This window comes from Mesorhizobium sp. M1406, assembly GCF_040317555.1.
Classification (GTDB): domain Bacteria; phylum Pseudomonadota; class Alphaproteobacteria; order Rhizobiales; family Rhizobiaceae; genus Mesorhizobium.
In genome coordinates this window covers 76,897-97,155 of the sequence record NZ_JAMYKW010000013.1, presented here as the reverse complement: position 1 = coordinate 97,155, position 20,259 = coordinate 76,897, and the positions used below count along the sequence as shown (strand labels likewise).

The 20,259-nt window shown below is 62.4% G+C and carries 26 protein-coding genes; 7 read left to right on the top strand and 19 right to left on the bottom strand.

What is annotated here, in order from left to right:
- The first annotated feature begins 37 nt into the window (after positions 1-37).
- Positions 38-445, top strand: coding sequence for a UCP034077 family protein (locus NKH03_RS35015; protein ID WP_502913514.1), 408 nt, complete (start codon positions 38-40; stop codon positions 443-445).
- A gap of 53 nt (positions 446-498) precedes the next feature.
- Here NKH03_RS35015 and NKH03_RS14055 read toward each other — a convergent pair whose 3' ends face one another.
- The 5 genes from NKH03_RS14055 to purL all read right to left on the bottom strand — a co-directional run bounded on the left by NKH03_RS14055 (position 499) and on the right by purL (position 5,544).
- Positions 499-1,761, bottom strand: a complete 1,263-nt coding sequence (locus NKH03_RS14055) for a multidrug effflux MFS transporter (protein WP_352968819.1) — start codon at positions 1,759-1,761, stop codon at positions 499-501.
- A gap of 158 nt (positions 1,762-1,919) precedes the next feature.
- Positions 1,920-2,255 carry a Grx4 family monothiol glutaredoxin gene (grxD, locus tag NKH03_RS14050; RefSeq protein ID WP_095085430.1) on the bottom strand — a complete coding sequence of 112 codons (336 nt, stop codon included), beginning with the start codon at positions 2,253-2,255 and terminating at the stop codon, positions 1,920-1,922.
- Between the two features lie 181 nt (positions 2,256-2,436).
- Complete coding sequence (locus tag NKH03_RS14045; protein WP_006206026.1) at positions 2,437-2,670, bottom strand: BolA/IbaG family iron-sulfur metabolism protein; 234 nt, start codon at positions 2,668-2,670, stop codon at positions 2,437-2,439.
- A 133-nt stretch (positions 2,671-2,803) separates the two neighbouring features.
- A complete protein-coding gene (locus tag NKH03_RS14040) occupies positions 2,804-3,316 on the bottom strand; it encodes a hypothetical protein (protein WP_352968818.1) in 513 nt (170 codons plus the stop codon).
- Positions 3,313-5,544 carry a phosphoribosylformylglycinamidine synthase subunit PurL gene (gene purL, locus NKH03_RS14035; RefSeq protein WP_352968817.1) on the bottom strand — a complete coding sequence of 744 codons (2,232 nt, stop codon included), beginning with the start codon at positions 5,542-5,544 and terminating at the stop codon, positions 3,313-3,315. The genes NKH03_RS14040 and purL overlap by 4 nt, the downstream gene beginning before the upstream one ends.
- A 276-nt stretch (positions 5,545-5,820) precedes the next feature.
- Here purL and NKH03_RS14030 point away from each other — a divergent pair, with 276 nt between their 5' ends.
- Positions 5,821-5,985 (top strand): hypothetical protein, encoded by a 165-nt coding sequence (locus NKH03_RS14030; protein WP_168991916.1) that lies wholly within the window; start codon positions 5,821-5,823, stop codon positions 5,983-5,985.
- 80 nt (positions 5,986-6,065) lie between these two features.
- Here NKH03_RS14030 and NKH03_RS14025 read toward each other — a convergent pair whose 3' ends face one another.
- Complete coding sequence (locus tag NKH03_RS14025) at positions 6,066-7,484, bottom strand: aminotransferase-like domain-containing protein (RefSeq protein ID WP_352968816.1); 1,419 nt, start codon at positions 7,482-7,484, stop codon at positions 6,066-6,068.
- Positions 7,485-7,578: 94 nt separating this feature from the next.
- Between NKH03_RS14025 and NKH03_RS14020 the strand changes: the two genes are divergently transcribed.
- Positions 7,579-7,830: a DUF1127 domain-containing protein gene (locus tag NKH03_RS14020; protein ID WP_352864641.1), complete on the top strand. Its 252-nt coding sequence runs from the start codon at positions 7,579-7,581 to the stop codon at positions 7,828-7,830.
- Positions 7,831-7,895: 65 nt separating this feature from the next.
- Here NKH03_RS14020 and NKH03_RS14015 read toward each other — a convergent pair whose 3' ends face one another.
- The 7 genes from NKH03_RS14015 to purC form a co-directional block, all read right to left on the bottom strand.
- Positions 7,896-8,537: a Pr6Pr family membrane protein gene (locus NKH03_RS14015; RefSeq protein ID WP_352864003.1), complete on the bottom strand. Its 642-nt coding sequence runs from the start codon at positions 8,535-8,537 to the stop codon at positions 7,896-7,898.
- Between the two features lie 2 nt (positions 8,538-8,539).
- Complete coding sequence (locus NKH03_RS14010; RefSeq protein ID WP_502910904.1) at positions 8,540-8,929, bottom strand: hypothetical protein; 390 nt, start codon at positions 8,927-8,929, stop codon at positions 8,540-8,542.
- Between the two features lie 14 nt (positions 8,930-8,943).
- The gene (locus NKH03_RS14005; protein ID WP_352968815.1) at positions 8,944-9,609 is read right to left on the bottom strand and encodes a glutathione S-transferase family protein; all 666 of its coding nucleotides are present in this window, start codon (positions 9,607-9,609) and stop codon (positions 8,944-8,946) included.
- An 87-nt stretch (positions 9,610-9,696) separates the two neighbouring features.
- Complete coding sequence (purQ, locus tag NKH03_RS14000) at positions 9,697-10,365, bottom strand: phosphoribosylformylglycinamidine synthase subunit PurQ (protein WP_352629143.1); 669 nt, start codon at positions 10,363-10,365, stop codon at positions 9,697-9,699.
- A complete protein-coding gene (locus NKH03_RS13995; RefSeq protein WP_352877218.1) occupies positions 10,362-10,616 on the bottom strand; it encodes a hypothetical protein in 255 nt (84 codons plus the stop codon). The genes purQ and NKH03_RS13995 overlap by 4 nt, the downstream gene beginning before the upstream one ends.
- 18 nt (positions 10,617-10,634) lie before the next feature.
- Positions 10,635-10,877, bottom strand: a complete 243-nt coding sequence (gene purS / locus NKH03_RS13990; protein WP_027028126.1) for a phosphoribosylformylglycinamidine synthase subunit PurS — start codon at positions 10,875-10,877, stop codon at positions 10,635-10,637.
- 30 nt (positions 10,878-10,907) lie between these two features.
- Positions 10,908-11,702, bottom strand: a complete 795-nt coding sequence (gene purC / locus NKH03_RS13985; RefSeq protein WP_352864010.1) for a phosphoribosylaminoimidazolesuccinocarboxamide synthase — start codon at positions 11,700-11,702, stop codon at positions 10,908-10,910.
- A 275-nt stretch (positions 11,703-11,977) separates the two neighbouring features.
- On the opposite strand from purC, the gene NKH03_RS13980 reads away from it, so the two are divergent.
- Complete coding sequence (locus tag NKH03_RS13980) at positions 11,978-12,298, top strand: DUF1476 domain-containing protein (protein WP_352864012.1); 321 nt, start codon at positions 11,978-11,980, stop codon at positions 12,296-12,298.
- Between the two features lie 170 nt (positions 12,299-12,468).
- A complete protein-coding gene (locus NKH03_RS13975; RefSeq protein WP_352968814.1) occupies positions 12,469-13,242 on the top strand; it encodes an HpcH/HpaI aldolase family protein in 774 nt (257 codons plus the stop codon).
- Positions 13,243-13,248: 6 nt separating this feature from the next.
- Here NKH03_RS13975 and NKH03_RS13970 read toward each other — a convergent pair whose 3' ends face one another.
- Positions 13,249-13,803: an RBBP9/YdeN family alpha/beta hydrolase gene (locus NKH03_RS13970; RefSeq protein ID WP_352864016.1), complete on the bottom strand. Its 555-nt coding sequence runs from the start codon at positions 13,801-13,803 to the stop codon at positions 13,249-13,251.
- Positions 13,804-14,040: 237 nt separating this feature from the next.
- Between NKH03_RS13970 and NKH03_RS13965 the strand changes: the two genes are divergently transcribed.
- Complete coding sequence (locus NKH03_RS13965) at positions 14,041-14,853, top strand: VOC family protein (RefSeq protein ID WP_352968813.1); 813 nt, start codon at positions 14,041-14,043, stop codon at positions 14,851-14,853.
- Between the two features lie 192 nt (positions 14,854-15,045).
- On the opposite strand, the gene purB is transcribed toward NKH03_RS13965, so the two are convergent.
- From purB to NKH03_RS13950, 3 genes are all read right to left on the bottom strand, one after another.
- The gene (purB, locus tag NKH03_RS13960; protein WP_352968812.1) at positions 15,046-16,353 is read right to left on the bottom strand and encodes an adenylosuccinate lyase; all 1,308 of its coding nucleotides are present in this window, start codon (positions 16,351-16,353) and stop codon (positions 15,046-15,048) included.
- A gap of 59 nt (positions 16,354-16,412) precedes the next feature.
- Complete coding sequence (locus NKH03_RS13955; RefSeq protein ID WP_352864023.1) at positions 16,413-16,826, bottom strand: hypothetical protein; 414 nt, start codon at positions 16,824-16,826, stop codon at positions 16,413-16,415.
- A 107-nt stretch (positions 16,827-16,933) separates the two neighbouring features.
- The gene (locus tag NKH03_RS13950; protein ID WP_352968811.1) at positions 16,934-17,659 is read right to left on the bottom strand and encodes a DUF2259 domain-containing protein; all 726 of its coding nucleotides are present in this window, start codon (positions 17,657-17,659) and stop codon (positions 16,934-16,936) included.
- 134 nt (positions 17,660-17,793) lie between these two features.
- Here NKH03_RS13950 and NKH03_RS13945 point away from each other — a divergent pair, with 134 nt between their 5' ends.
- Complete coding sequence (locus NKH03_RS13945) at positions 17,794-18,048, top strand: DUF2171 domain-containing protein (RefSeq protein WP_352968810.1); 255 nt, start codon at positions 17,794-17,796, stop codon at positions 18,046-18,048.
- Between the two features lie 14 nt (positions 18,049-18,062).
- On the opposite strand, the gene NKH03_RS13940 is transcribed toward NKH03_RS13945, so the two are convergent.
- Both NKH03_RS13940 and NKH03_RS13935 read right to left on the bottom strand, forming a co-directional pair.
- On the bottom strand, positions 18,063-19,088 hold the full coding sequence (locus NKH03_RS13940; protein ID WP_352968809.1) for a P1 family peptidase: 1,026 nt from the start codon (positions 19,086-19,088) through the stop codon (positions 18,063-18,065).
- Positions 19,088-20,161: a branched-chain amino acid ABC transporter substrate-binding protein gene (locus NKH03_RS13935; protein ID WP_352968808.1), complete on the bottom strand. Its 1,074-nt coding sequence runs from the start codon at positions 20,159-20,161 to the stop codon at positions 19,088-19,090. Before NKH03_RS13935 ends, NKH03_RS13940 begins: the two co-directional genes overlap by 1 nt.
- Positions 20,162-20,259: the final 98 nt, after the last annotated feature.

Sequence of the window (20,259 nt, the reverse complement as noted above, 5' to 3'; positions counted from 1 at the left end):
GAGCGATGCAATCTCACGCAGATCCGGAGGCTCTCGAATGAAACCTCGGTTCGCAATTGTCGCGGCGGTTCTTGCCGCCGCCTTGTCTGCCGGCTCCTACGAAGCAAGATCGCAAGAGCGCAGCTGTCGCAGTTCCGATCCCGTCGACACGATAAAAGAGATGTCGGATGCTATTTATGCTTGTTGGAAGCCGCCACCTGGAACCGCCGGCATGTCGCTGACGCTGCGGTTCTCGCTTCGCCGCAACGGCACGCTGATTGGCAAGCCTCGCGCCACATATTCCGAGCTGGGGACCGATCCCCAGCTCAGCCGGGCCTTCGTGGCGTCAATCCTCAAGGCACTCGACGAGGCTCTGCCATTGCCTTTTTCGGACAGCATGGGCGGAGCCATCGCGGGCCGTATGCTTGCCCCTCGCTTCACCGCGGCCCATGAAGGTGCGTCCTGATGCATGTCGCCCAAAAGTGGCCCCGGGACGACGAAACGCACAAAAACGACAATTCAGTGCAAATCGGTGATGTGCCCTGAAACGGGTGGGTTCTGCGGCTGGAACATCTTGCCGCGCTCGGCGATGAAGATCATCAGCAGCGCCGCGACCGAGACGCTGCAGAAGCCGGCGGCCAGCGGCGTCACCGTGCCGTTGAAAGCCTGACCGATCAGCGTGCCGAGAATGCCGCCGAGAAAAGTCTGCATGAAACCCAGGATGGACGACGCCGTGCCGGCCAGTTGGCCGAGCGGCTCCATGGCCAACGCGTTGAAATTCGCGCCGAGCGCGCCAAACGGGAGCATGGCGCAGGCAAAGAAGGTGATGAACAGCCAGAGCGGCATCTTCATTTCCAGCGAAATGACCAGCCAGGCAAGGCTGATGACCAGGAACAGCAGAAGCGCGCTCTGCGACAGGCGGCGCATGCCGATGCGGCCGACAAGGCGCGAGTTCAGAAAATTGGAGAAAGCAAGCACGCCGGCAACCCCGGCGAAGATGACCGGGAACATCTCGCCGACATTGAATATGTCGACATAGATCTGCTGCGCCGAGGCGATGAAGCCGAACATGGCGCCGAAAATGAAGGTGCTGGCGAAGGCATAGCAGATTGCAATGCGGTTGGTGAGCACGATGCGAAACCCGCCAAGGATGGAGTTGATGGTCAGCGGCCGGCGATGTTCGGGATGCAATGTTTCAGGCAGGCGCAGCAGCGACCAAGCCGAGACAATAAGCGCACCGACGGCCATGGTGACGAAGATCCAGTGCCAGGTCGCAAACAGCATGATGAACTGGCCGATGCCGGGAGCAATGACCGGAATCGCCATGAACACCATGAAGATCAGTGACATCACCTCGGCCATGCGCCGGCCGTCGAATGTATCGCGCACGATCGAGACGGCGATGACGCGGGTCGCGGCAGCACCAATGCCTTGCACGGCCCGGCACAAGAGCAGTGTTTCAAAGCTGGGTGCAACGGCGGCCGCCGCGGCCGCGGCGACATAGACCACCAGCCCGGCGACCAGCGGCGCGCGACGGCCGAAGCGATCCGAGATCGGCCCAAAGAACAGCTGGCCGCCGCCGAAGCCCAGAATATAGGCGGTGATTACATATTGCCGGTGGTTTTCGTTCTCGACGCCGAGCGAGGCGCCGATCTGCTGCAGAGCCGGCAGCATGATGTCGATGGCCAGCGAGTTCAGCGCCATCAGCGCGGCGCACAGCGCGATGAACTCCCAGCGTGGAATGGGCAGTACCGATTGCGGCGCTGATTTTTGCTGGTCCACGGCAAGTCCGATCTTTAAAACGAAAATGCGCCGGCGGGCCGGCGCATTGGCTCGTCTCGGTCCTGCATACAGGACATAAAAATTGCCGAGGTGGGCTGCCCTGGCGTTTCATGCACGTGTGCGGCAGTTAGGCAGACGACATGCACGAAAAATAGCGGTCAGGCGGCGCCTTTGACGCCGACGCCCTTTTCGACAAGGAATGTCTGGAGTTCGCCCGCCTGGAACATCTCGCGGATGATATCGCAGCCGCCGACGAATTCACCCTTGACGTAGAGCTGCGGGATCGTCGGCCAGTTGGAATATTCCTTGATGCCCTGGCGCAGTTCGGCCGAAGTCAGCACGTCGACGCCTTTGTAGTCGGCGCCGATATAGTCGAGGATCTGGACGACCTGGCCGGAAAATCCGCATTGCGGGAAACCGGGCGTGCCCTTCATGAAAAGGACGACGTCGTTGCCCTTCACTTCGTTGTCGATGTAGTCGTTGATACCGCTCATGGAATATCCTTTCCCGCCTGTGGAAGTCAGGCTCGAAACATTTCCCTTCAAATAAACCCAACGATTGCCCGAAACAAGACTTTAGCCGTGCCGTGGCTGAAATGGCGCAAAGGATGGGCTGTGTTGGGCCAAGCAGTTCTCTCGACACTGATTCGCGTGGTTGCGGTTGTTCCGGTGCGGGTCAGTCGGGAACGCTGGTCTGTAGCGCCAGCGCGTGCAGCACGCCGCCCATATTGCCCTTCAGCGCGTCATAGACCATCTGGTGCTGCTGCACGCGGCTTTTTCCCCGAAAGCTTTCGGCCACCACCTCGGCAGCATAATGGTCGCCATCACCGGCAAGATCGCGAATTGTCACCTTGGCGTCCGGAATGCCTTCCTTGATCAGTTTTTCGATGTCGTGAGCATCCATTGCCATGGCTAAATCCTGTTTCGAGCGGCCGGTAGCCGGCCATGAGATGAGAGTCGGGCGAGCCTAAAGCCTTTCCGGTCCGGATTGAAGCCGTTCTGTCCCGCCAAAGGCAAGACGGTCCGAGAACCACAGGGAAGACCTAGGCCGGTGGGCTTGCTTCATCCTCGACAACGTCCTCGCGTGTCGAGAAGGCGCGGCCAAGGCTGAAGGCCAGCACATAGAGGGGAACGTAGATAACCAGGCCGACAATGGGAAGATAACTCGTCATCTGCCAGAGCGGCGAGAAGAACGGTTGGCCGTAGCCGTCGCAGATCAGCGAGGAGCCGTACTCCCACAGCGCCCCTATGACGGCCGCGCAAGCAAAAAGCTTGATGCAGGTGACGATATGCCTCGCCCGTTCCGGATCCGGGAAAAGGCGGCCCCAAAGCACCAGGCAGACGATCGGGATCGCGTAGATGAGGTTTTGCGCGACGAGCATCGGGATGGCGCCATTGGCCGCGGCAAGAAACTGCGCGCGCGTTTCCAGCTGGGGGCAAACCTCGCTTGAGGTCGTCGACAGCAGGAAAAAGACGAACGGCCCAAGGAACCAGAAGAAGAACAGCGACGGCCAGAAGACGACTGCAAGCAGCGCCCGGGCAGCCAGTCCGGTCAACTGGCCTGGTCCATGAAGCGGGGGAACCAGCCTTCGTGTGCCGCGGTCAATTCATCGACAGGGATTGCCCGCGCCTCGCCAAGCTTCAGCGCGCTGCCGCCGGTCGAACCGATCCACGGCGCGAAGATGCCGAGTTCGCTCTGCTGCTTGCGGATGGCGTCCCATTCTTCGCCATGCGGGTCGATCGACAGCGTCAGGAGATAACGGCCCTGATCCTCACCGAACCAGACCGGGATTGGATCGGTGCCGACAAGTCCTGGGACAGTCGCGCCGATGCCGGACGCCATCGCCATTTCGGCCAAAGCCACGGCGATGCCGCCATCGGACACGTCATGCGCCGCCGTGACGATGCCGGACGCGATGAGCGCGCGCACATGGTCACCGACGCGCCTTTCATGATCGAGGTCGACCGGCGGCGGCGGGCCATCCGTGCGGCCGTGGATGTCCCTGAAATAGACCGACTGGCCGAGATGCGTTCCCCAGGAGGCCGGCGCGCCGACCAGCAGGATCATCTGGCCTTGCGCGGCAAAGCCGGTCCGCACCATCTTCGACCAGTCAGCGATCAGGCCGACGCCGCCGATGGTCGGCGTCGGCAGAATGCCCTGGCCGTTGGTCTCGTTGTAGAGCGAGACGTTGCCGGAGACGATCGGAAAGCCGAGCGCCCGGCAGGCCTCGCCTATGCCTTTCACCGCGCCGACCAATTGCCCCATGATCTCGGGCCGTTCCGGATTGCCGAAATTGAGATTGTCGGTGGCGGCCAGCGGCAGGGCGCCGGTGGCGGTCAAATTGCGCCAGCATTCAGCCACCGCCTGCTTGCCGCCCTCATAGGGGTCGGCCTCGCAGTAGCGCGGCGTCACGTCGGACGAGAAAGCGAGCGCCTTGGTGGGATGACCTTCGACGCGCACCACACCGGCATCGCCGCCGGGAAGCTGCAGCGAATTGCCCTGGATCAGCGTGTCGTATTGCTCCCAGACCCAGCGGCGCGAGGAAAGATCCGGTCCGCCGAGCAGCTTCAGGAGCGCATCGGCAACATCGGCCTGCGGGACGTCATTGGCGGCCAGCGGCGCCGGCTTCTTCGGCTCGACCCACGGCCTGTCGTACTCAGGCGCCTTGTCGCCGAGATCCTTGATCGGCAGGTCGGCGACCTCATCGCCCTGGTGCAGGACGCGGAAGCGCAGATCGTCGGTGGTCTTGCCGACGATGGCGAAGTCGAGCCCCCATTTGTGGAAGATCGCCTCGGCTTCCTTTTCCTTCTCGGGGCGCAGCACCATCAGCATGCGCTCCTGGCTTTCCGAAAGCATCATTTCGTAGGCGCTCATGCGCTCTTCGCGCACCGGCACCTTGTCGAGATCGAGCTCGATGCCGAGATCGCCCTTGGCGCCCATCTCGACCGCCGAGCAGGTGAGGCCGGCCGCACCCATGTCCTGGATGGCGATGACGGCGCCCGAGGCCATCAGTTCGAGGCACGCTTCCAGCAGGCACTTTTCGGTGAAAGGGTCGCCGACCTGCACGGTCGGGCGCTTCTCGTCGATCTTGTCGTCGAATTCAGCCGAAGCCATCGTGGCGCCGCCGACGCCGTCGCGGCCGGTCTTGGCGCCGAGATAGACTACCGGCAGGCCGACGCCCTTGGCCTCGGACAGGAAGATAGCGTCTGTCTTGGCTATGCCGGCCGCGAAAGCGTTGACCAGGATGTTGCCGTTGTAGCGGGCGTCGAAATTGACCTCGCCGCCGACCGTCGGCACGCCGAAGGCGTTGCCATAGCCGCCGACGCCGGAAACCACGCCGCTGACCAGATGCCGCGTTTTGGGATGGTCAGGCGCGCCGAAGCGCAGTGCATTCATCGCCGCGATCGGCCGCGCGCCCATGGTGAACACGTCGCGCAATATGCCGCCGACGCCGGTCGCCGCACCCTGGTAGGGCTCGATGTAGGATGGGTGGTTGTGGCTCTCCATCTTGAAGACGACGCATTCGCCGTCGCCGATGTCGACCACGCCGGCATTCTCGCCCGGACCCTGGATCACCTGCGGGCCGGTGGTCGGCAGCGTGCGCAGCCACTTCTTCGAGGATTTGTAGGAGCAGTGCTCGTTCCACATCGCCGAGAAGATGCCAAGTTCGGTAAAGCTCGGCTCGCGGCCAACGAGGTCGAGGATGCGCTGATACTCGTCGGGCTTCAGCCCGTGCGCGGCGATGAGCTCGGGGGTGATCGGCACGGAATTGGAAATGGTCATGGGCGGCGATTTTTATCCGGGGCGCGTTGGGATTTTGAGTCCCGTCTTATCGCAAGCTTGGGAGCCAATACACCCATCGGATGCTGAAAAACAACGGAAAGCTACAAGGCGATGACGGGTGCGACGAGATCGCGGCTTTGGTCCGGCCATCGATCCGCGCGTAGCGGCAGTCGTGGGGGAACATTGTATCTGTTCGCGAGAGGCTTCTTCACCGCCATTGGGGAACGGGATGACATCCCGGCCGTTAGGTCTCCAACCAATCAGGAGATTTGGACCATGGCCACCAAGCAAGGCAAGAAAGACAATCGCCTCTCGGACAAGGAGGCTATGCATATCGCGGAGACCACCGACGTTTCGCCTGGGCAGGCCAAGGAGCTGGCCGAGAAGCACGGGAAAGACAAGGCCGAGAAGGAAGCCAAGAACTTCAAGGCAGAGGGCTGATCCTGAGAGCTAGGTTTTACGGGCTGCTCTGCGCCAAGCCGGCGCTTCAGAAATGAAGGGCGCGTCAGTCGCGAGCTGGCTCAGGAGAAGCTGTCGTAGCCGGCACGGCCTTCCTCGAGAAGTCGCCGTATCACCGCAACGCCTTCGGCGATGTCCTTGCGCTGCCGTGGTTGCGAAACGCCGAAGCGAACGCCATGGAAAACCTGCTCGGAACGGCCGGCCTTGAACTCGTCCTCGTCGTCGATCAGCACGCCATGCTCAAGGCAGGCGTTCTTGAAGGTGCCGGAGAGCCAGGGGTCGGGCAGGGTCAGCCAGACAAAGGGCACCCTGTCATGTGACTTGAACGCGAAGCCCGCCAAAGTCTCGCGCACGATCGCTATGCGGGCGCGGATTTCGGCGATGCTGCGCCCGCGTATCTCGTCCGCCTGGCCCGACAGCACCAGCCTTGTATTCACCTCCGCCAGCAGGAAGGGCATGCCGCCGGTCATCATCTTGTGGGCGACGCGGATGCGGTGACGATAGGCAGGCGGGCAGGAAAGCCAGCCGCCGCGCACACCCGCCGCGACCGACTTCGACAGGCCACCGGCGACGATGGTGCGTTCAGGGGCATATTCGGCCAGCAACGGTGTCGGATCGTCGGTCAAATTGCCGTAGAGATCGTCCTCGATGAGGACGACATTGTATTCGCGTGCGACACGCGCGATTGCTTCGCGGCGCGCCGCCGACAAGGTCACCAGCGTCGGGTTTTGCGCCGTCGGCATCAGGAAGATCATCCTGGGATGCTTTTGCGCGCAGACGCGCTCGAAATCCTGCGGGTCGAGGCCCTCGTCGTCAGACGCCACCAGCGCGGTGCGCCGGCCGATCAGCCCGGCGCTACGGGAAATCTGCGAGTAGGTGAGGTGCTCGAAGGCGACATAATCGCCGGGCGTGGTCAGCGCTGCGATTGCCGCCATCACCGCGGCGTGGGTGCCGAGCGTCGGGACGATGGCGTCGGCATTTGGGCGAAACGAATTGCGCGACAGCCAGCGGGCGCCGGCTTCGTACCAGCGGTCGGGGAAATCTCGCGTGTAGCTTGAAATCTCATGCGGATGGTCCTGTGCCGTGCGCGACAGGACATCGGCGATATCAGCGCCCTGACCGACGTATGCCGCTGCCGTGCTGTCGAAACGCAGTTTGCCGCGCGGTGCATCGATATGGCGAGTGCCTTCGCCGCCGGCGTCCGGCGCCGGAAAATTCGGCTTCGCGCCATCGGCGCGCTGGCCGAGAACATAGGTTCCACGCCCGACTTCGCCGCTCACCAGCCCGCGCTCGCGCAGCAATTGATAGGCCCGGCCGACCGTGCCGACGGTGGTGCCGATGTCGTAGGCGAGGTCGCGTTGCGGCGGCAGCTTTGCTCCGGCATCGATCACGCCCCGATCGATATCCGTTTCGATCGAATCCGCCAGGCGCTGATAAAGCGGGCCGGAGCCGGCGGTGAGATCTGGAAGCCAATTTGTCATGGTGACAATTTTGTATATTGCGCCGAATTATGAGTCAATACATATCAGTATTGCGTCAAAAACGGGTGCAATTTGGAATTCCGGTAGAGAGAAAATGAATACAATCGCTACAATCCGTCATTCGAGAGCCGAATCGTCAGGCCAATCGGCACGCCCATCGGGCCAAAGCGGTTTTGTCAGCCGTCTGGTGCGCGTGGTCAGGTCGCTGGCAAAATCGATCGATCATCTGCTGGAGCGTCGGCGCAGCAGGTTGGCGCTGCTGGAAATGACCGATGACCAACTCAAGGATATCGGCGTCTCGCGCTGCGATGCCCACCGCGAGAGTATCAGGCCGTTCTGGGACTGACCCGGTTTTTGGGGAAGACCATGGTCCAAAAAGGAAATGCGGACCGATCGAAGATCCGCATAGCCCTAACGGACGCTCGATGCCCTGGTGCGCGCAACGCCATGATCCGCAAGGATGGCGACCACGCCCAGCACGATAAAAAGTCCGGTGATGGCCGCCGCTGAGATGGCGACGCTGGCCGCGCCGTTCTTGGCGACGTCTAGGAACGGGTAGGGCACCTCGCCGGCAAGCGGCGCCCGCGCCAGCGCATAGATCAGATAGGCGACGGGATAGAGCACCCACCAGGAAATGTCGCTCCACCGCGTCCGACCGTCGGCGCCTGATATCAGCCACCACAGCACGAACAGCACCGGCGTCACATAATGCAGCAGGACGTCGGAGAACAGGAACAGTCCTCGCGGCTGCCAAAGCTGTGCCAGAACCGTGGCGTAGATGATGAAGACCAGCGCGATCGAAACGGCAACGCCAGCCCGCATCCGCGTCCCGGCGAAGGCCGGCAGCCATGCATAGCCGGTGGACGACAGCAGCGAGGTGTACACCAGCACGGCGCCGATGTTGGTCAGGATGGTGAAGAAGCTGAGAACGAAAATGATGGAGCCGAGCAGGCCGCGGCCTGCTTCCATCGACGCCGGAATGCTGATGCAGAACTGCAGGATGAGCCCGGCCAGGCCAATGACCAGACCCGCTATCCGCAGAAAGCGGCCCATGGCTAGGCGGTCGCGGCGCAGGCCGGATTGCCGGCTTGCCAGCGGGCGATGTCCGAGCCGATGCGGGCGCCGAGCGGATCGTTCATCAGCGGCCCGAACACGTCGACGCGGCTTGAATTGCCTTGCGCCTGTACGACCAGCAACGGTTTGCCGCCATAGTGCTTGGCCGGCACCAGCAGGAAACGCGGCGTGCCGCTGAACGAATTCAGTTCATTGGCCATCTGATACTGCTTGAAGGCCGGGTCCTTGCTGGCGATCCAGCATTTATGGGCTGATATCGCCACTTGTTCCATGGCCAGCAACGCCGCACTTTTGCCTGACGGGACCGGCGTGCTTTTCGGGGTCGATTGGCAGGATGCCAGCGCGAAACCCGCGGCGGCAACCAGCGCCATCGTCTTGTTCCTGGTCAAGCGGCCCCCATCTCAAGCTCGGACAGAAAGTTCTCTAGGCCGTCGGTCATCTCGCCCCAGACCCGCGACAATGCCGGATGCTGCGAGGCGATCTGCTCATAGGCGTCGAATTTGGGATAGGCATCGAGCAGGTCGTGGCGTCCTGTCATGGCGCGGAAATTGTTGAAGATGAACCGCGTCGGCGTCAGCCAGGCATCGGCGAAACTGATGTCGTCACCGAGCGCGAAGGGCCCTTGCGCCATGCGCTCCTCGATCGCCGCCAGTCCATGGTGCAAGCGGACGAACTGGGCGTCGATCTCGGCACTGTTTCGCTTCGGCATGGAATGAAGCTCGAAAAGCTTCATCATCGGGGTCAGCACATCGAGATCGGTGATGCGGGCGAACATGCGCACCAGCGCGCGGTCCTTGGAGTCGGGCGGCAGCAGCGCCGGTTCCGGAAACCGTTCTTCGAGATACTCGGCGATAACCACCGATTCGACGATCGTTTCGCCAGAGCCGGTGATCAGCACCGGAATCCGGTTCATCGGCGAGATGGCGCGAAATTGTTCCGGAATGGGAAAGCCGGGCGGTGGCGCGATGATCTTGAGCGGCACGTCCTTGATGTAGGCCAGCGCCCGCACGATCGACGAATAGGGCGACAACGGCCGCGAATAGAGTTTCATGACCGTTTTTCTCCCCCATAAAGCGGACTTGCCTCGACAAAGAGACAGGAATGTCCGGCTGTTTTCAAGACGCTCGCCTAGATGATTTCAGGCCGCAATGCCAAGCGCACTTTCGAACAGTCCACGGCCGTCGGTACCGCCATGGGCTGCTTCGATCAGGTTTTCCGGGTGCGGCATCAGGCCGAGCACATTGCCGCGGTCGTTGATGATGCCGGCAATGTCGTTGATCGAGCCGTTGGGATTGGTGCCGTCCGCGTAGCGGAACACCACCTGGCCTTCGCCTTCGAGACGGGCAAGCGTGTCGGCGTCGGCGAAATAATTGCCGTCATGATGCGCAACCGGCGTGCGGATGATCTGGCCTGGCTGGTAGCGGCGGGTGAACATGGTGTTGGCGTTGGTGATCTCAAGCTTCACTTGCCGGCAGACGAACTTCAGTGAGGTGTTGCGCATCAAGGCGCCCGGCAGCAGGCCGGCCTCGACCAGGATCTGGAAACCGTTGCAGACGCCGATGACCGTCACGCCCGCGGCTGCCTTTTCGGCCACCGCCCGCATGACCGGCATGCGCGCCGCGATCGCGCCGCAGCGCAGATAATCGCCGAAGGAAAAACCGCCGGGAATGGCGATCAGGTCGACATCGGGGATTTCGGTATCGGTCTGCCAGACCGTGACCGGCGGCTTTCCAGAAATCTTGGTCAGCGCCGCGATCATGTCGCGGTCTCGGTTGAGGCCAGGCAGGAGGACGACGGCTGATTTCATTTGGGTTCGTAAGGCCTCTGTGCTTCGGCGAGTTCTCGCAGATCAAGACGTCTATCTATGCGTTCAAGGCGCTCATCCTGACGGGTGAGAATGCCATAGACGTTATGGATATCGCTTTGCGTGGCCACCATGTGGCCCCGCATCACATTCAATTCCCGTTTCGTCTCGGAAACGTCCTGACGAAGCTCGCCGATGTCGTGATGCACACGCTTGAGAAGCTCGAACATCAATTCATTCGTGACTTCCGCCATAGCGCCTCCGGTACAACCTCAGGTAAGCGTCACACTATAGTTCTCAATCACCGTGTTCGCCAGCAGCTTGTCGCACATGGCCTTGAGATCGGCCTCGGCCTTGGCCTTGTCGCTTTCCGCCAGTTCGACGTCGAACACCTTGCCCTGCCGCACCGCACCGACACCGCCGAAGCCCAATCCGGACAGGGCATGTTCGATCGCCTTGCCTTGCGGGTCGAGCACGCCGTTCTTGAGGGTGACGGTAATGCGGGCTTTGATCACGCTGGACATGCTCCTATTCGAATGTCGGTCTTAGTGCGGCTTGCCTTTGATGCCTTCGGTCGAGGCGACAAGCACCGGACCGGTCGGGCGCGGCGGCTCGTTCTCGTTCATGATACCGAGGCGGCGGGCAACTTCCTGATAGGCTTCGACGAGGCCGCCCATGTCGCGGCGGAAGCGGTCCTTGTCGAGCTTGTCATGTGTCGCCACGTCCCACAGGCGGCAGGAATCCGGCGAAATCTCGTCGGCGACGACAATGCGCATCATGTCGCCCTCGAACAGGCGGCCGCATTCGATCTTGAAGTCGACGAGCTGGATGCCGACGCCCATGAACAGGCCGGAGAGGAAGTCGTTGACGCGGATGGCCAGCGCCATGACGTCGTCGATCTCCTGCGGGCTCGCCCAGCCGAACGCGGTGATGTGCTCTTCCGACACCATCGGATCGTCGAGCGCGTCTGCCTTGTAGTAGAATTCGATGATCGAACGCGGCAAAACGGTGCCTTCCTCGATGCCGAGGCGCTTGGACAGCGAACCGGCGGCGACGTTACGCACGACGATTTCGAGCGGAATGATCTCGACTTCCTTGATCAGCTGCTCGCGCATGTTGAGCCGGCGGATGAAGTGGGTCGGGATGCCCATGCGGTTGAGGTGGTTGAAGATGTGTTCGGAAATACGGTTGTTGAGCACACCCTTGCCGTCGACGACTTCATGCTTCTTCTTGTTGAACGCGGTTGCGTCGTCCTTGAAGAACTGGATGAGCGTACCCGGCTCGGGTCCCTCATAGAGGATCTTGGCCTTGCCTTCATAAATGCGGCGGCGATTTTTCATCTGATTTTTTCTCTGGGGTTCCGGACAGGCGGTATCAGACCATTTCCTGTCCGTCTGCCTGAAATAGTGCGGCTACGGTAGGGTTCAATGCCGGGTCTATCCCAATCGCAACATTTGCTCAATCGGCAAATCCTTCCAATCAACCGCTTTCGGGACTGAAATGCCGCAGCGCAGCATGCAACGAAGCGTATTGACCGGCCCGCGACCTTTTGGTTTGTGCTTTAGCAACACACATATCCACCGCCAACGAATCGAATTTGACCCGGAGGGACGCCATGAGCAGCATGAAAGACCGCGAAGAGGGCTTTGAGCGCAAGTTTGCTTTCGACGAGGAACTTCGGTTCAAGGCCGCGGCGCGTCGCAACAAGGCGCTCGGCCTGTGGGCCGCCGAAAAGCTCGGAAAGTCCGGCACCGACGCCGACGCCTATGCCAGGGAAGTGGTTGTTTCCGACATCGAGGAAGCCGGCGACCACGACGTGTTCCGCAAGATCCGCAAGGATTTCGATGCGGCCGGCGTAGACCAGTCGGACCATCAGATCCGCCGCACCATGGACGAGTTGATGGCGCAGGCGATCGAGGAGATCAAGAACACCTGATCCGGCCGAAGCAGGTTCCGCAAAAGTGTCCTACGGTTTTGCGACGAAGACCCTGCGACAGACCAAAGAATGACTGGACCAATCGACCGCCCGGTCTATCCGGGCGGTTTTTCTTTGCCTTTGCCGCGGTTTCCGGCTGAAACTGCCGACATTAACAAGGAAGCGATCAGATGTCCCTGAAGTCCCGTCTTGCGGCCGATGAAACGCTGTTCACCGCATGGTCCGGCGTGCCGGATGCCCTGACCGTCGAAATCGTCGCCAAGCAGGGTTTTGATGCGGTCACGCTCGACATGCAGCATGGCGGCCATCACGAGGACAGCGTGCTGCGTGGGCTGGTGCCGGTGCTCGCTGCCGGCAAGCCGGCGCTGGTGCGCATTCCCGTCGGCCGTTTCGACATGGCAAGCCGCGCGCTCGATTTTGGCGCCGAGGCGGTCATCGCGCCGATGGTCAATTCGGTGGCTGACGCCAAACTGTTCGCCGCCGCCATGAAATACCCGCCGCTCGGCGAGCGTTCCTGGGGCCCAACCTACGCTTTTCCACGCCACGGCAAGGGCGACCAGGCGGAATGGCTGCGCGACAGCAACCAGCGCACAGTGGCCTTCGCCATGGTCGAGACGCGCGCGGCCCTCGATGCGCTCGATGGCATTCTCGACACGCCCGGCATCGACGGTATTTTCCTCGGCCCGTCGGATTTCTCGATCGCCTGGAGCAATGGCTCCACGGTCGATTCGACGCTGGAATGCATGATGGAGACAGTGGCGTCGGTCGCCGAGCGCACCCGCAAGGCCGGCAAACATGCGGCGATCTATGTTGTCGACCCGGCAATTGCAGGCCGTGTCGTGTCGATGGGCTACCGCCTGCTGGCCATGGGTTCGGAACACGCGCTGATCGGGCTCGGTGCAAAAGCCCTGATCAACAGCGTCAGGGATTCGATCGGCTCCTGAGGAAGCTCAGGCCTTCAGGTCCGTCAGGAATTTGGCGAAGGTCATCGAGCCTTCGGGCCACGGACCAAAGCCCGAATCCGCGTTGAGGTGACCCGTCTCGCCGGCATCGACGAACAGCGAACCCCATGCTCGGGCAATGTCCTCGGCGACATCGAAGGCGCAGAACGGATCGTTGCGGCTGGCGATCACGATGGACGGAAAGGGCAGCGGCTCGCGCGGGTAGGGGCCGAAGGTCATCAGGTGCCTCGGCCTGATCTCGGGATTGGCGACATCGGGCGGCGCCACGAAGAAGGCCCCGGCGACCTGCTTGCGGAACCGCGGGATGGCTTGCACCGCCGTGGCGACGCCGAGCGAGTGCGCCACCAGTACGACCGGCCTCTCGGCCTCGTTGACCGCCTTGGCAACATTGTCCGTCCAGTCGTCGCGCACCGGCTTCGACCACTCCGCCTGCTCAACCCTGCGCGCCGTCGACAGCTTCGACTGCCAGCGGCTCTGCCAATGGTCAGGGCCGGAATTGGTGTAGCCCGGCACGATGAGAATATCTGCTTCCTTGACTTTCATGGCGCTGAGATAGCGAGCCGCGTCGCTTCGTGCAACGGGTCATGAACAGCGCTCTTGATCATAATAGTGAACACGATGTTCGCTTCTTCGCGTCTTGTGTGAACGATGCCGATGGACGATCTGTGGTCAGGAAAAGAAACAGCCGTGTGCGGAAACCCTGACACGGCGTACAATGATTGGCGGCGCGGATTTTTTGCCTTGGGAGCTTCACCGCAGGCCGGTCGAACGGAGCATTTGATGAGTGAACTGCCCTTTGCCGCCACCACGCCGGTCAGCGTTGCCCGCGTTGGGTTGAAAGCGCGCGACCCTGAAAGCCTCGCGGCCTACTATCGTAGCGTCGTCGGCTTGCGGGAATTGAGCCGTGCCGACGGCGCGATCACGCTGGGCGCAGCCAACCGTCCGTTGCTGGTCATCGAGGCAGATGCTTCGGCCAAGCCGGATGATCCGCGCGGCGCCGGCCTGTTCCACACCGCCTTCCTGCTGCCCAGCCGCGCCGATCTCGGCCGCTGGATCAACCACGCCATCGCCGGCAAGATCACCATCGAAGGGGCTTCCGACCATCTGGTCAGCGAGGCGCTGTACCTGACCGACCCCGAAGGCAACGGCATCGAGATCTATGCCGACCGCCGTCCGCAGGACTGGAAGTGGAATGGCGACAAGATTGCCATGGCGACAGAGCGGCTGAACATTCCGTCGGTCGTTGCCGAAGTGCCGGCGGGTGACGTCGGCTGGCAGGGCGCGCCGGAAAACAGCATCGTCGGCCATGTCCACCTGCGGGTGGGCCGGCCGGAAGACGCCGAGGCCTGGTGGAACCAGGAATTCGGCTTCGACACGGTGGCCAAATATGGCGGCCAGGCGGTGTTCCTGTCCTCCGGCGGCTATCACCACCACATCGGCGCCAACGCCTGGCAGAGTTCGGGCGCCGGCCGCCGCGATCCGAGCAGATCCGGTCTGGCCTGGGTCGAAATGCGTTCGGACAATGTGACCAGCCCGATAACCCGCGAAGATCCCTGGGGCACGGTCATCAGGACTGTTCCCGGCAAAGCCTGATCGCCATCGAGCGCGTCTTTCTCCCCGTCACTATACGGGGAGAAATGCCCGGCAGGGCAATGAGGGGCAGCGCCAAGGTCGTGAAATTGTCAAAGCCTGAATGGGCGCGATCGTCGCTAAAGTCAGCGCTGCCCCTCAACCGCCTGCCGGCACCTTCTCCCCGTATAGTGACGGGGAGAAGGAAAGCTCGTCTCAGGCTTCGCCGAACACCCGCTTGAAGATCGTGTCGACGTGCTTGGTGTGATAGCCTAGGTCGAATTTCTCGCGGATTTCAGCTTCCGGTAGCGCTGCGGTCACTTCCTTGTCGGCGAGCAATTCTTCAAGGAAATCAGCGCCTTGCTCCCATACCTTCATGGCGTTGCGCTGCACCAGCCGGTAGGAGTCTTCGCGCGACAGGCCGGCCTGCGTCAGCGCCAGCATGACGCGCTGCGAATGCACGAGACCGCGGAACTTGTTCATGTTCTTCAGCATGTTGTCGGGATAGACAAGCAGCTTGTCGATGACGCCGGTCAATCGTGACAGCGCGAAATCGAGCGTCACCGTGGCGTCCGGCCCGATCATGCGCTCGACTGAGGAGTGCGAGATGTCGCGCTCGTGCCAGAGCGCCACATTCTCCATCGCCGGCAGTGCCATGGAGCGCACCATGCGGGCAAGGCCGGTGAGGTTTTCGGTCAGCACCGGGTTGCGCTTGTGCGGCATTGCCGAAGAGCCTTTCTGGCCCGGCGAAAAATACTCCTCCGCTTCCAGCACTTCGGTGCGCTGCAGATGCCGGATCTCGATCGATAGCCGTTCGATCGACGAGGCGATGACGCCCAGCGTGGCGAAGAACATGGCGTGGCGGTCGCGGGGGATCACTTGCGTCGACACCGGCTCCGGCTTCAGGCCGAGCTTTGCCGCCACATGTTCCTCGACATAGGGGTCGATGTTGGCGAAGGTGCCGACCGCGCCCGATATCGCGCAGGTGGCGATGTCTTCGCGCGCATGCACCAGCCGCTCGCGGCAGCGCGAGAACTCGGCATAGGCCTGCGCCAGCTTGACGCCGAAGGTGGTCGGCTCGGCATGGATGCCGTGGCTGCGGCCGATGGTGACGGTGTCCTTGTGCTCGAACGCGCGGCGCTTGAGGGCCGCGAGCAGGCCATCGATGTCGGCGAGCAGGATGTCGCTGGCGCGGGTAAGCTGCACGGCAAAGCAGGTGTCGAGCACGTCAGACGAGGTCATGCCCTGGTGGATGAAGCGGGCGTCCGGCCCGACGAATTCGGCAAGATGGGTGAGGAAGGCAATGACGTCATGCTTGGTGACGCGCTCGATCTCGTCGATCGCCTCGACATCGAATTTCGCAGCACCGCCCTTTTCCCAGATGGTTTTTGCGGCTTCCTTGGGGATGACGCCGAGTTCCGCCAGTGCGTCGCACGCATAGGCTTCGATCTCGAACCAGATGCGGAACCGGGTCTCGGGCGACCAGATGGCGACCATTTCCGGCCGGGAATAGCGAGGGATCATCGGTCAGTCCTGACGTATCGAGAGGTTTGCCCGCGTCCTAACAGAGGCGAGCAAAATGCTCAACGCCGCTGGCGCGCAAACCAGACGCTCGCGGCAAACAGGGCCACGAAACCAAGCGGAAAGTAGAGCCGGATGCCCAGCACGACGAACTGGTAGAGCGCAATCAACGTCGTGAAGACGAACTGGAGGGCCCAGGTGTAGGTAAAGGCAGGTGCATGCCACTCCGCATAGTAGGAGCGGTACTGCAGCGCAAACAGCCCAGCGGTCAGGCCGACCGTCGCGGCGGTGAGGCACACGAACGCCGCCGCGAAGGCGACTTCCCAGCGCCTGCCCTGCGAGACCAGCTTCGCGGCAAACAGGCCAATCGGAAAGGCCAGCCCAGCTCCCACAGCGAAAAGCAAGGTGACAATGCGGATTTTCGCCGGGGTCTCCCAGTTGTCCAAGAACAGGGTGACGAGCGCGCTGGCCCCCATCGTCACCGCCCATAACAAGGCGCCGAAAAATGCGATGCGAAGTTCCGGTATCGCGCGGCGAAGGCGGCTCAGGGCGCGGTCGCGCCTAGCGGATTGAACAGGGGATGTCACAGGCGGCCGGTCACCGCGATCCAGCGAAAGTCCGGTCCCTCGAAGCCGTATTGGCGCACCGCGATCAGCACCGCGTAGGCGCTCAGACTGTCCATTGAAAAGGTTTGCACGGCGCCGATGCGATAGCCGTTCGGGCAACCCCGGCTTTTCGGTATCGCCTTGTCCTCATGCAGCAGCTTGGTGGCGCCGCCATCCTGCGCTTCGATACGCAGCAAGCGAAAGCCGTTGATTTCGCCCTGGCTTTCGCAGCCTTCGGTGTTGTTCATGCCCATCTCGTCCAGGCGGAACTCGAGTGGTTGGTCGACGGCTGAGAAGATCGGGCGCGGGTTGACAGCCATCCGGTGCGGATCGGCCGAAAGCTCGGTCACCGGGTTGAAACCCGCTGTTATGCCGCGGTTGGCGCTCAGCTCGGCCTGACCGACAATGGCTTCGCCCTTTTGCCGGGCCTGAAGGCGCGCCGCATCCAGCTGGGCGTTCTCGTCTTCGAGCCGGACCCGGATCGGGGTGCCCTTGAGAAAGCTGTCGGTGCTGGTGTCGATATAATAGCGGTTGGCATAGGGAAAGCCCGATCCGTCCTGCACGCCATATTCCTCGAAAGCGAAGACGCCGCCGTCCTTGGTGAAGCCCAGGATTTCAAGTTGGGCGACGTCGCCGGCACGGGCAGTCATCGATGTCGCAAACTGTCCAAGCAAGCAAACGGCAAACAGAAAGAGCATTCGCATCGGTTTCTTCACCCTCAGCCGCGATCGTCTCAATCCCCTACCACGACGAAATCAAAACGTCGTGCGGTGCGAAAGCCGATGCATCCAATCGGCCCGTCATTTGTTATCGTCGGCAGTCCCAATGGAGAACCACCATGACCGACACCAGCAAAATTCGTGAGCATATGGAAGTCGTCGGCGCCGATGGCGTGCATGTCGGCACCGTCGACAAGGTCGACGGCCAGCGCATCAAGCTGACCAAGGCCGATAGCGGCGAGGGTACTCACAGGGGCCATCACCATTATGTTCCCGTGAGCCTGATTGCGGAGGTCGAGGGCAACAAGGTGTGGCTGTCCGCGAATTCCGATGTCGCGGTGACCTTCGAGGAAGAAAAGTCCGATCGGGTATGATCGAGGGCCTCTGTCTATCCCAAACGCGATGACCAGACCGGAAACAGATCGTTTTCGGCCGGCGTCGCGGAAAACACGCCGCGGCTGATGGCGCGCGCCATCGTGGCGCCGGCCGCGGCATAGAGGTCGATTGCCGCGTCGGCGGTGAGTTCGATGCCGCTCGTCCCTGTTGCCAGCGCGAATACCAGGTCGCCATCGGCCGGCGTGTGCGTCGGCCAGATGGCGCGCACGAAGCCGTCATGCGCCGAGATTGCCAGGCGCTTTGCGGCAGCCTTGGTGAGAACCGCGTCCGTGGCGATGACGGCGACGGTGGTGTTGCCGCCGGCCTCCGTCTGTCTGCCCACATGCTTGTCGCGGTATTTCAGCAGGATCCGCTTCGCGTCGTCCGGCATCGGCGAGGGATAGCCAAGCCCGCCGAATTCGTCGCCGATTTCGAACGGCGCCGCCCAGAAATGGCGGGTTCGGGTTATGGTCACCGAGCCGGTCGGATTGACGCCGGCCAGCGCACCGATGGTTATGCCACTGTCCAGCAGCGTCGAAGCCGAGCCGAGGCCGCCCTTCAACCCCGAAGTCAGCGCACCCGTGCCGGCGCCGATGGTGCCGAGCTCGAAATCGGCAGCGGCCTTTTGCGCTGCTTCATAGCCAAGCTCGCGGTAGGGTGGATAAAGGCCCCAGTCCTTGTCGCCGCCATTGCGCAGGTCGAACAGGATCGCCGACGGCACGATCGGCACGCGAAAGCCACCGACCTCAAGGCCGATGCCGCGTTCACGCAGCGCCGCCTGCACGCCCGATGCCGCGTCGAGGCCGAAAGCCGAACCGCCCGAAAGCACCACGGCGTGCACCACATCGACCGAATTGTGCGGTTCGAGCAGGTCGGTCTCACGGGTGCCCGGCGCGCCGCCCAGGATCTGGACACCGGCCACCGTCGGTCCATCGCAGAGCACGGTCGTGACGCCGGACTTCAGCCTGGCGTCGGACGCGTTGCCGACGCGCAGGCCGGCGACGTCGGTGATCAGGTTGCGCGGGCCGGTGCGAAACATCAGTTGCTTTCCAGGGGAGCAAAGCGCGTGCCGTCGAATCGGAAGACGCGGTAGGGGCTCTGGCTGAGGTCGCCTTTTGCATCAAAGCGGATCGGCCCGATCGCTGTGGTGAAGTCCTGTCCGGTCAGGGCCTCGGTCAGCGGCTTGCCCGAGGCTTCGGAAAAGCCTGACGCCGCCTTGGCGATCTCGACCGCCGCGTAGGCGGGCAGCGTATAACCGTCAGGCACGACCTTCTGCGTGGCAAAGGCCGACAATACTTTGGGGTCGGCGACTTCGGCCCATTCCGGCGGTGCGATCATCAATGTGCCCACGGCATAAGGCACATCGCCGAGCGGTGTGCGGAGGTTCTCGCCGCCGGCAAGGACGATGCCCGCCTGTAGCCGTGCGGCATCGCGGCCCATGATGGCTATGTCGTCACCGTCGCCGCCGGCGAACACATGAGTGGCGCCGGCTTTCTTCAGCCGGCCGATCATGCCGATCTGGTTGTCGAGTTGTGGCCGGAACGTGTCGACGAATACCGGTTTCAGCGCTGCCTGCTCGGCCGCCGCCCGCAACGTCTCGGCGATTTCGCGGCCATAGATGGTGCCGTCGTCGATGACGGCGAACAACTCGTTTTGCCACAGACGGGTGAGGGTGGAGGCGACGGCGTTGCGCTCATCGTCGCCGCGTGGCCCGAGGCGAAAGACCGGCCAGCCGGTCTTGGCGCGGCGGTCGGTCAGGCTTTCGGTTCGCACGCCAATGGTAATGACTGGAACGGCGGCATCCTTCAGGATCGGCATCGCCGCCTCGATCGCCTCGGTGCACAGGAATCCGACCACGACATTGACCTTGGCCGCGACGAATTCCCTGGCCGCGGCAGCGCCGCCGTCGGCGGTACAGGCGTCATCCACGATCTTGAGTTCCATGCCGTTCGCTTCGGCCGCCTGACCGGTGCCGGCCTCGATCTGCTTGCCGAGAATGGCCGATGGTCCAGACAGGGGCGCTGAGACGCCGATCACCAGCGTCTGGGCATTCGCACCACTGGCCAGAAACAGCCAGAACAGCGCCGCTATTGTTCTTGTCCTGGGTCGCATTCGAGCGATGAGGTCCTCTGTGCCCGTCTTATGCTGCTGGCACTACTTGCCGCCAAGACCTAAAGGCTGCCCGACCTTGGTGCAACACGCGAATTTCG

Coding starts and splice junctions, on each gene's coding strand:
- NKH03_RS13980 (WP_352864012.1), top strand. CDS start 11,978: ATGAGCAGCATGAAAGACCGCGAAGAGGGCTTTGAGCGCAAGTTTGCT.
- NKH03_RS14010 (WP_502910904.1), bottom strand. CDS start 8,929: ATGGCGCTGGTTGCCGCCGCGGGTTTCGCGCTGGCATCCTGCCAATCG.
- purB (WP_352968812.1), bottom strand. CDS start 16,353: ATGATCCCTCGCTATTCCCGGCCGGAAATGGTCGCCATCTGGTCGCCC.
- NKH03_RS35015 (WP_502913514.1), top strand. CDS start 38: ATGAAACCTCGGTTCGCAATTGTCGCGGCGGTTCTTGCCGCCGCCTTG.
- NKH03_RS13970 (WP_352864016.1), bottom strand. CDS start 13,803: ATGAAAGTCAAGGAAGCAGATATTCTCATCGTGCCGGGCTACACCAAT.
- NKH03_RS14020 (WP_352864641.1), top strand. CDS start 7,579: ATGAATACAATCGCTACAATCCGTCATTCGAGAGCCGAATCGTCAGGC.
- purL (WP_352968817.1), bottom strand. CDS start 5,544: ATGACCATTTCCAATTCCGTGCCGATCACCCCCGAGCTCATCGCCGCG.
- purQ (WP_352629143.1), bottom strand. CDS start 10,365: ATGAAATCAGCCGTCGTCCTCCTGCCTGGCCTCAACCGAGACCGCGAC.
- NKH03_RS14030 (WP_168991916.1), top strand. CDS start 5,821: ATGGCCACCAAGCAAGGCAAGAAAGACAATCGCCTCTCGGACAAGGAG.
- grxD (WP_095085430.1), bottom strand. CDS start 2,255: ATGAGCGGTATCAACGACTACATCGACAACGAAGTGAAGGGCAACGAC.
- NKH03_RS13950 (WP_352968811.1), bottom strand. CDS start 17,659: ATGCGAATGCTCTTTCTGTTTGCCGTTTGCTTGCTTGGACAGTTTGCG.
- NKH03_RS13945 (WP_352968810.1), top strand. CDS start 17,794: ATGACCGACACCAGCAAAATTCGTGAGCATATGGAAGTCGTCGGCGCC.
- NKH03_RS14025 (WP_352968816.1), bottom strand. CDS start 7,484: ATGACAAATTGGCTTCCAGATCTCACCGCCGGCTCCGGCCCGCTTTAT.
- NKH03_RS13940 (WP_352968809.1), bottom strand. CDS start 19,088: ATGTTTCGCACCGGCCCGCGCAACCTGATCACCGACGTCGCCGGCCTG.
- NKH03_RS13975 (WP_352968814.1), top strand. CDS start 12,469: ATGTCCCTGAAGTCCCGTCTTGCGGCCGATGAAACGCTGTTCACCGCA.
- NKH03_RS14045 (WP_006206026.1), bottom strand. CDS start 2,670: ATGGCAATGGATGCTCACGACATCGAAAAACTGATCAAGGAAGGCATT.
- NKH03_RS14015 (WP_352864003.1), bottom strand. CDS start 8,537: ATGGGCCGCTTTCTGCGGATAGCGGGTCTGGTCATTGGCCTGGCCGGG.
- NKH03_RS13965 (WP_352968813.1), top strand. CDS start 14,041: ATGAGTGAACTGCCCTTTGCCGCCACCACGCCGGTCAGCGTTGCCCGC.
- NKH03_RS13995 (WP_352877218.1), bottom strand. CDS start 10,616: ATGGCGGAAGTCACGAATGAATTGATGTTCGAGCTTCTCAAGCGTGTG.
- purC (WP_352864010.1), bottom strand. CDS start 11,702: ATGAAAAATCGCCGCCGCATTTATGAAGGCAAGGCCAAGATCCTCTAT.
- NKH03_RS14005 (WP_352968815.1), bottom strand. CDS start 9,609: ATGAAACTCTATTCGCGGCCGTTGTCGCCCTATTCGTCGATCGTGCGG.
- NKH03_RS13935 (WP_352968808.1), bottom strand. CDS start 20,161: ATGCGACCCAGGACAAGAACAATAGCGGCGCTGTTCTGGCTGTTTCTG.
- NKH03_RS13955 (WP_352864023.1), bottom strand. CDS start 16,826: ATGGGGGCCAGCGCGCTCGTCACCCTGTTCTTGGACAACTGGGAGACC.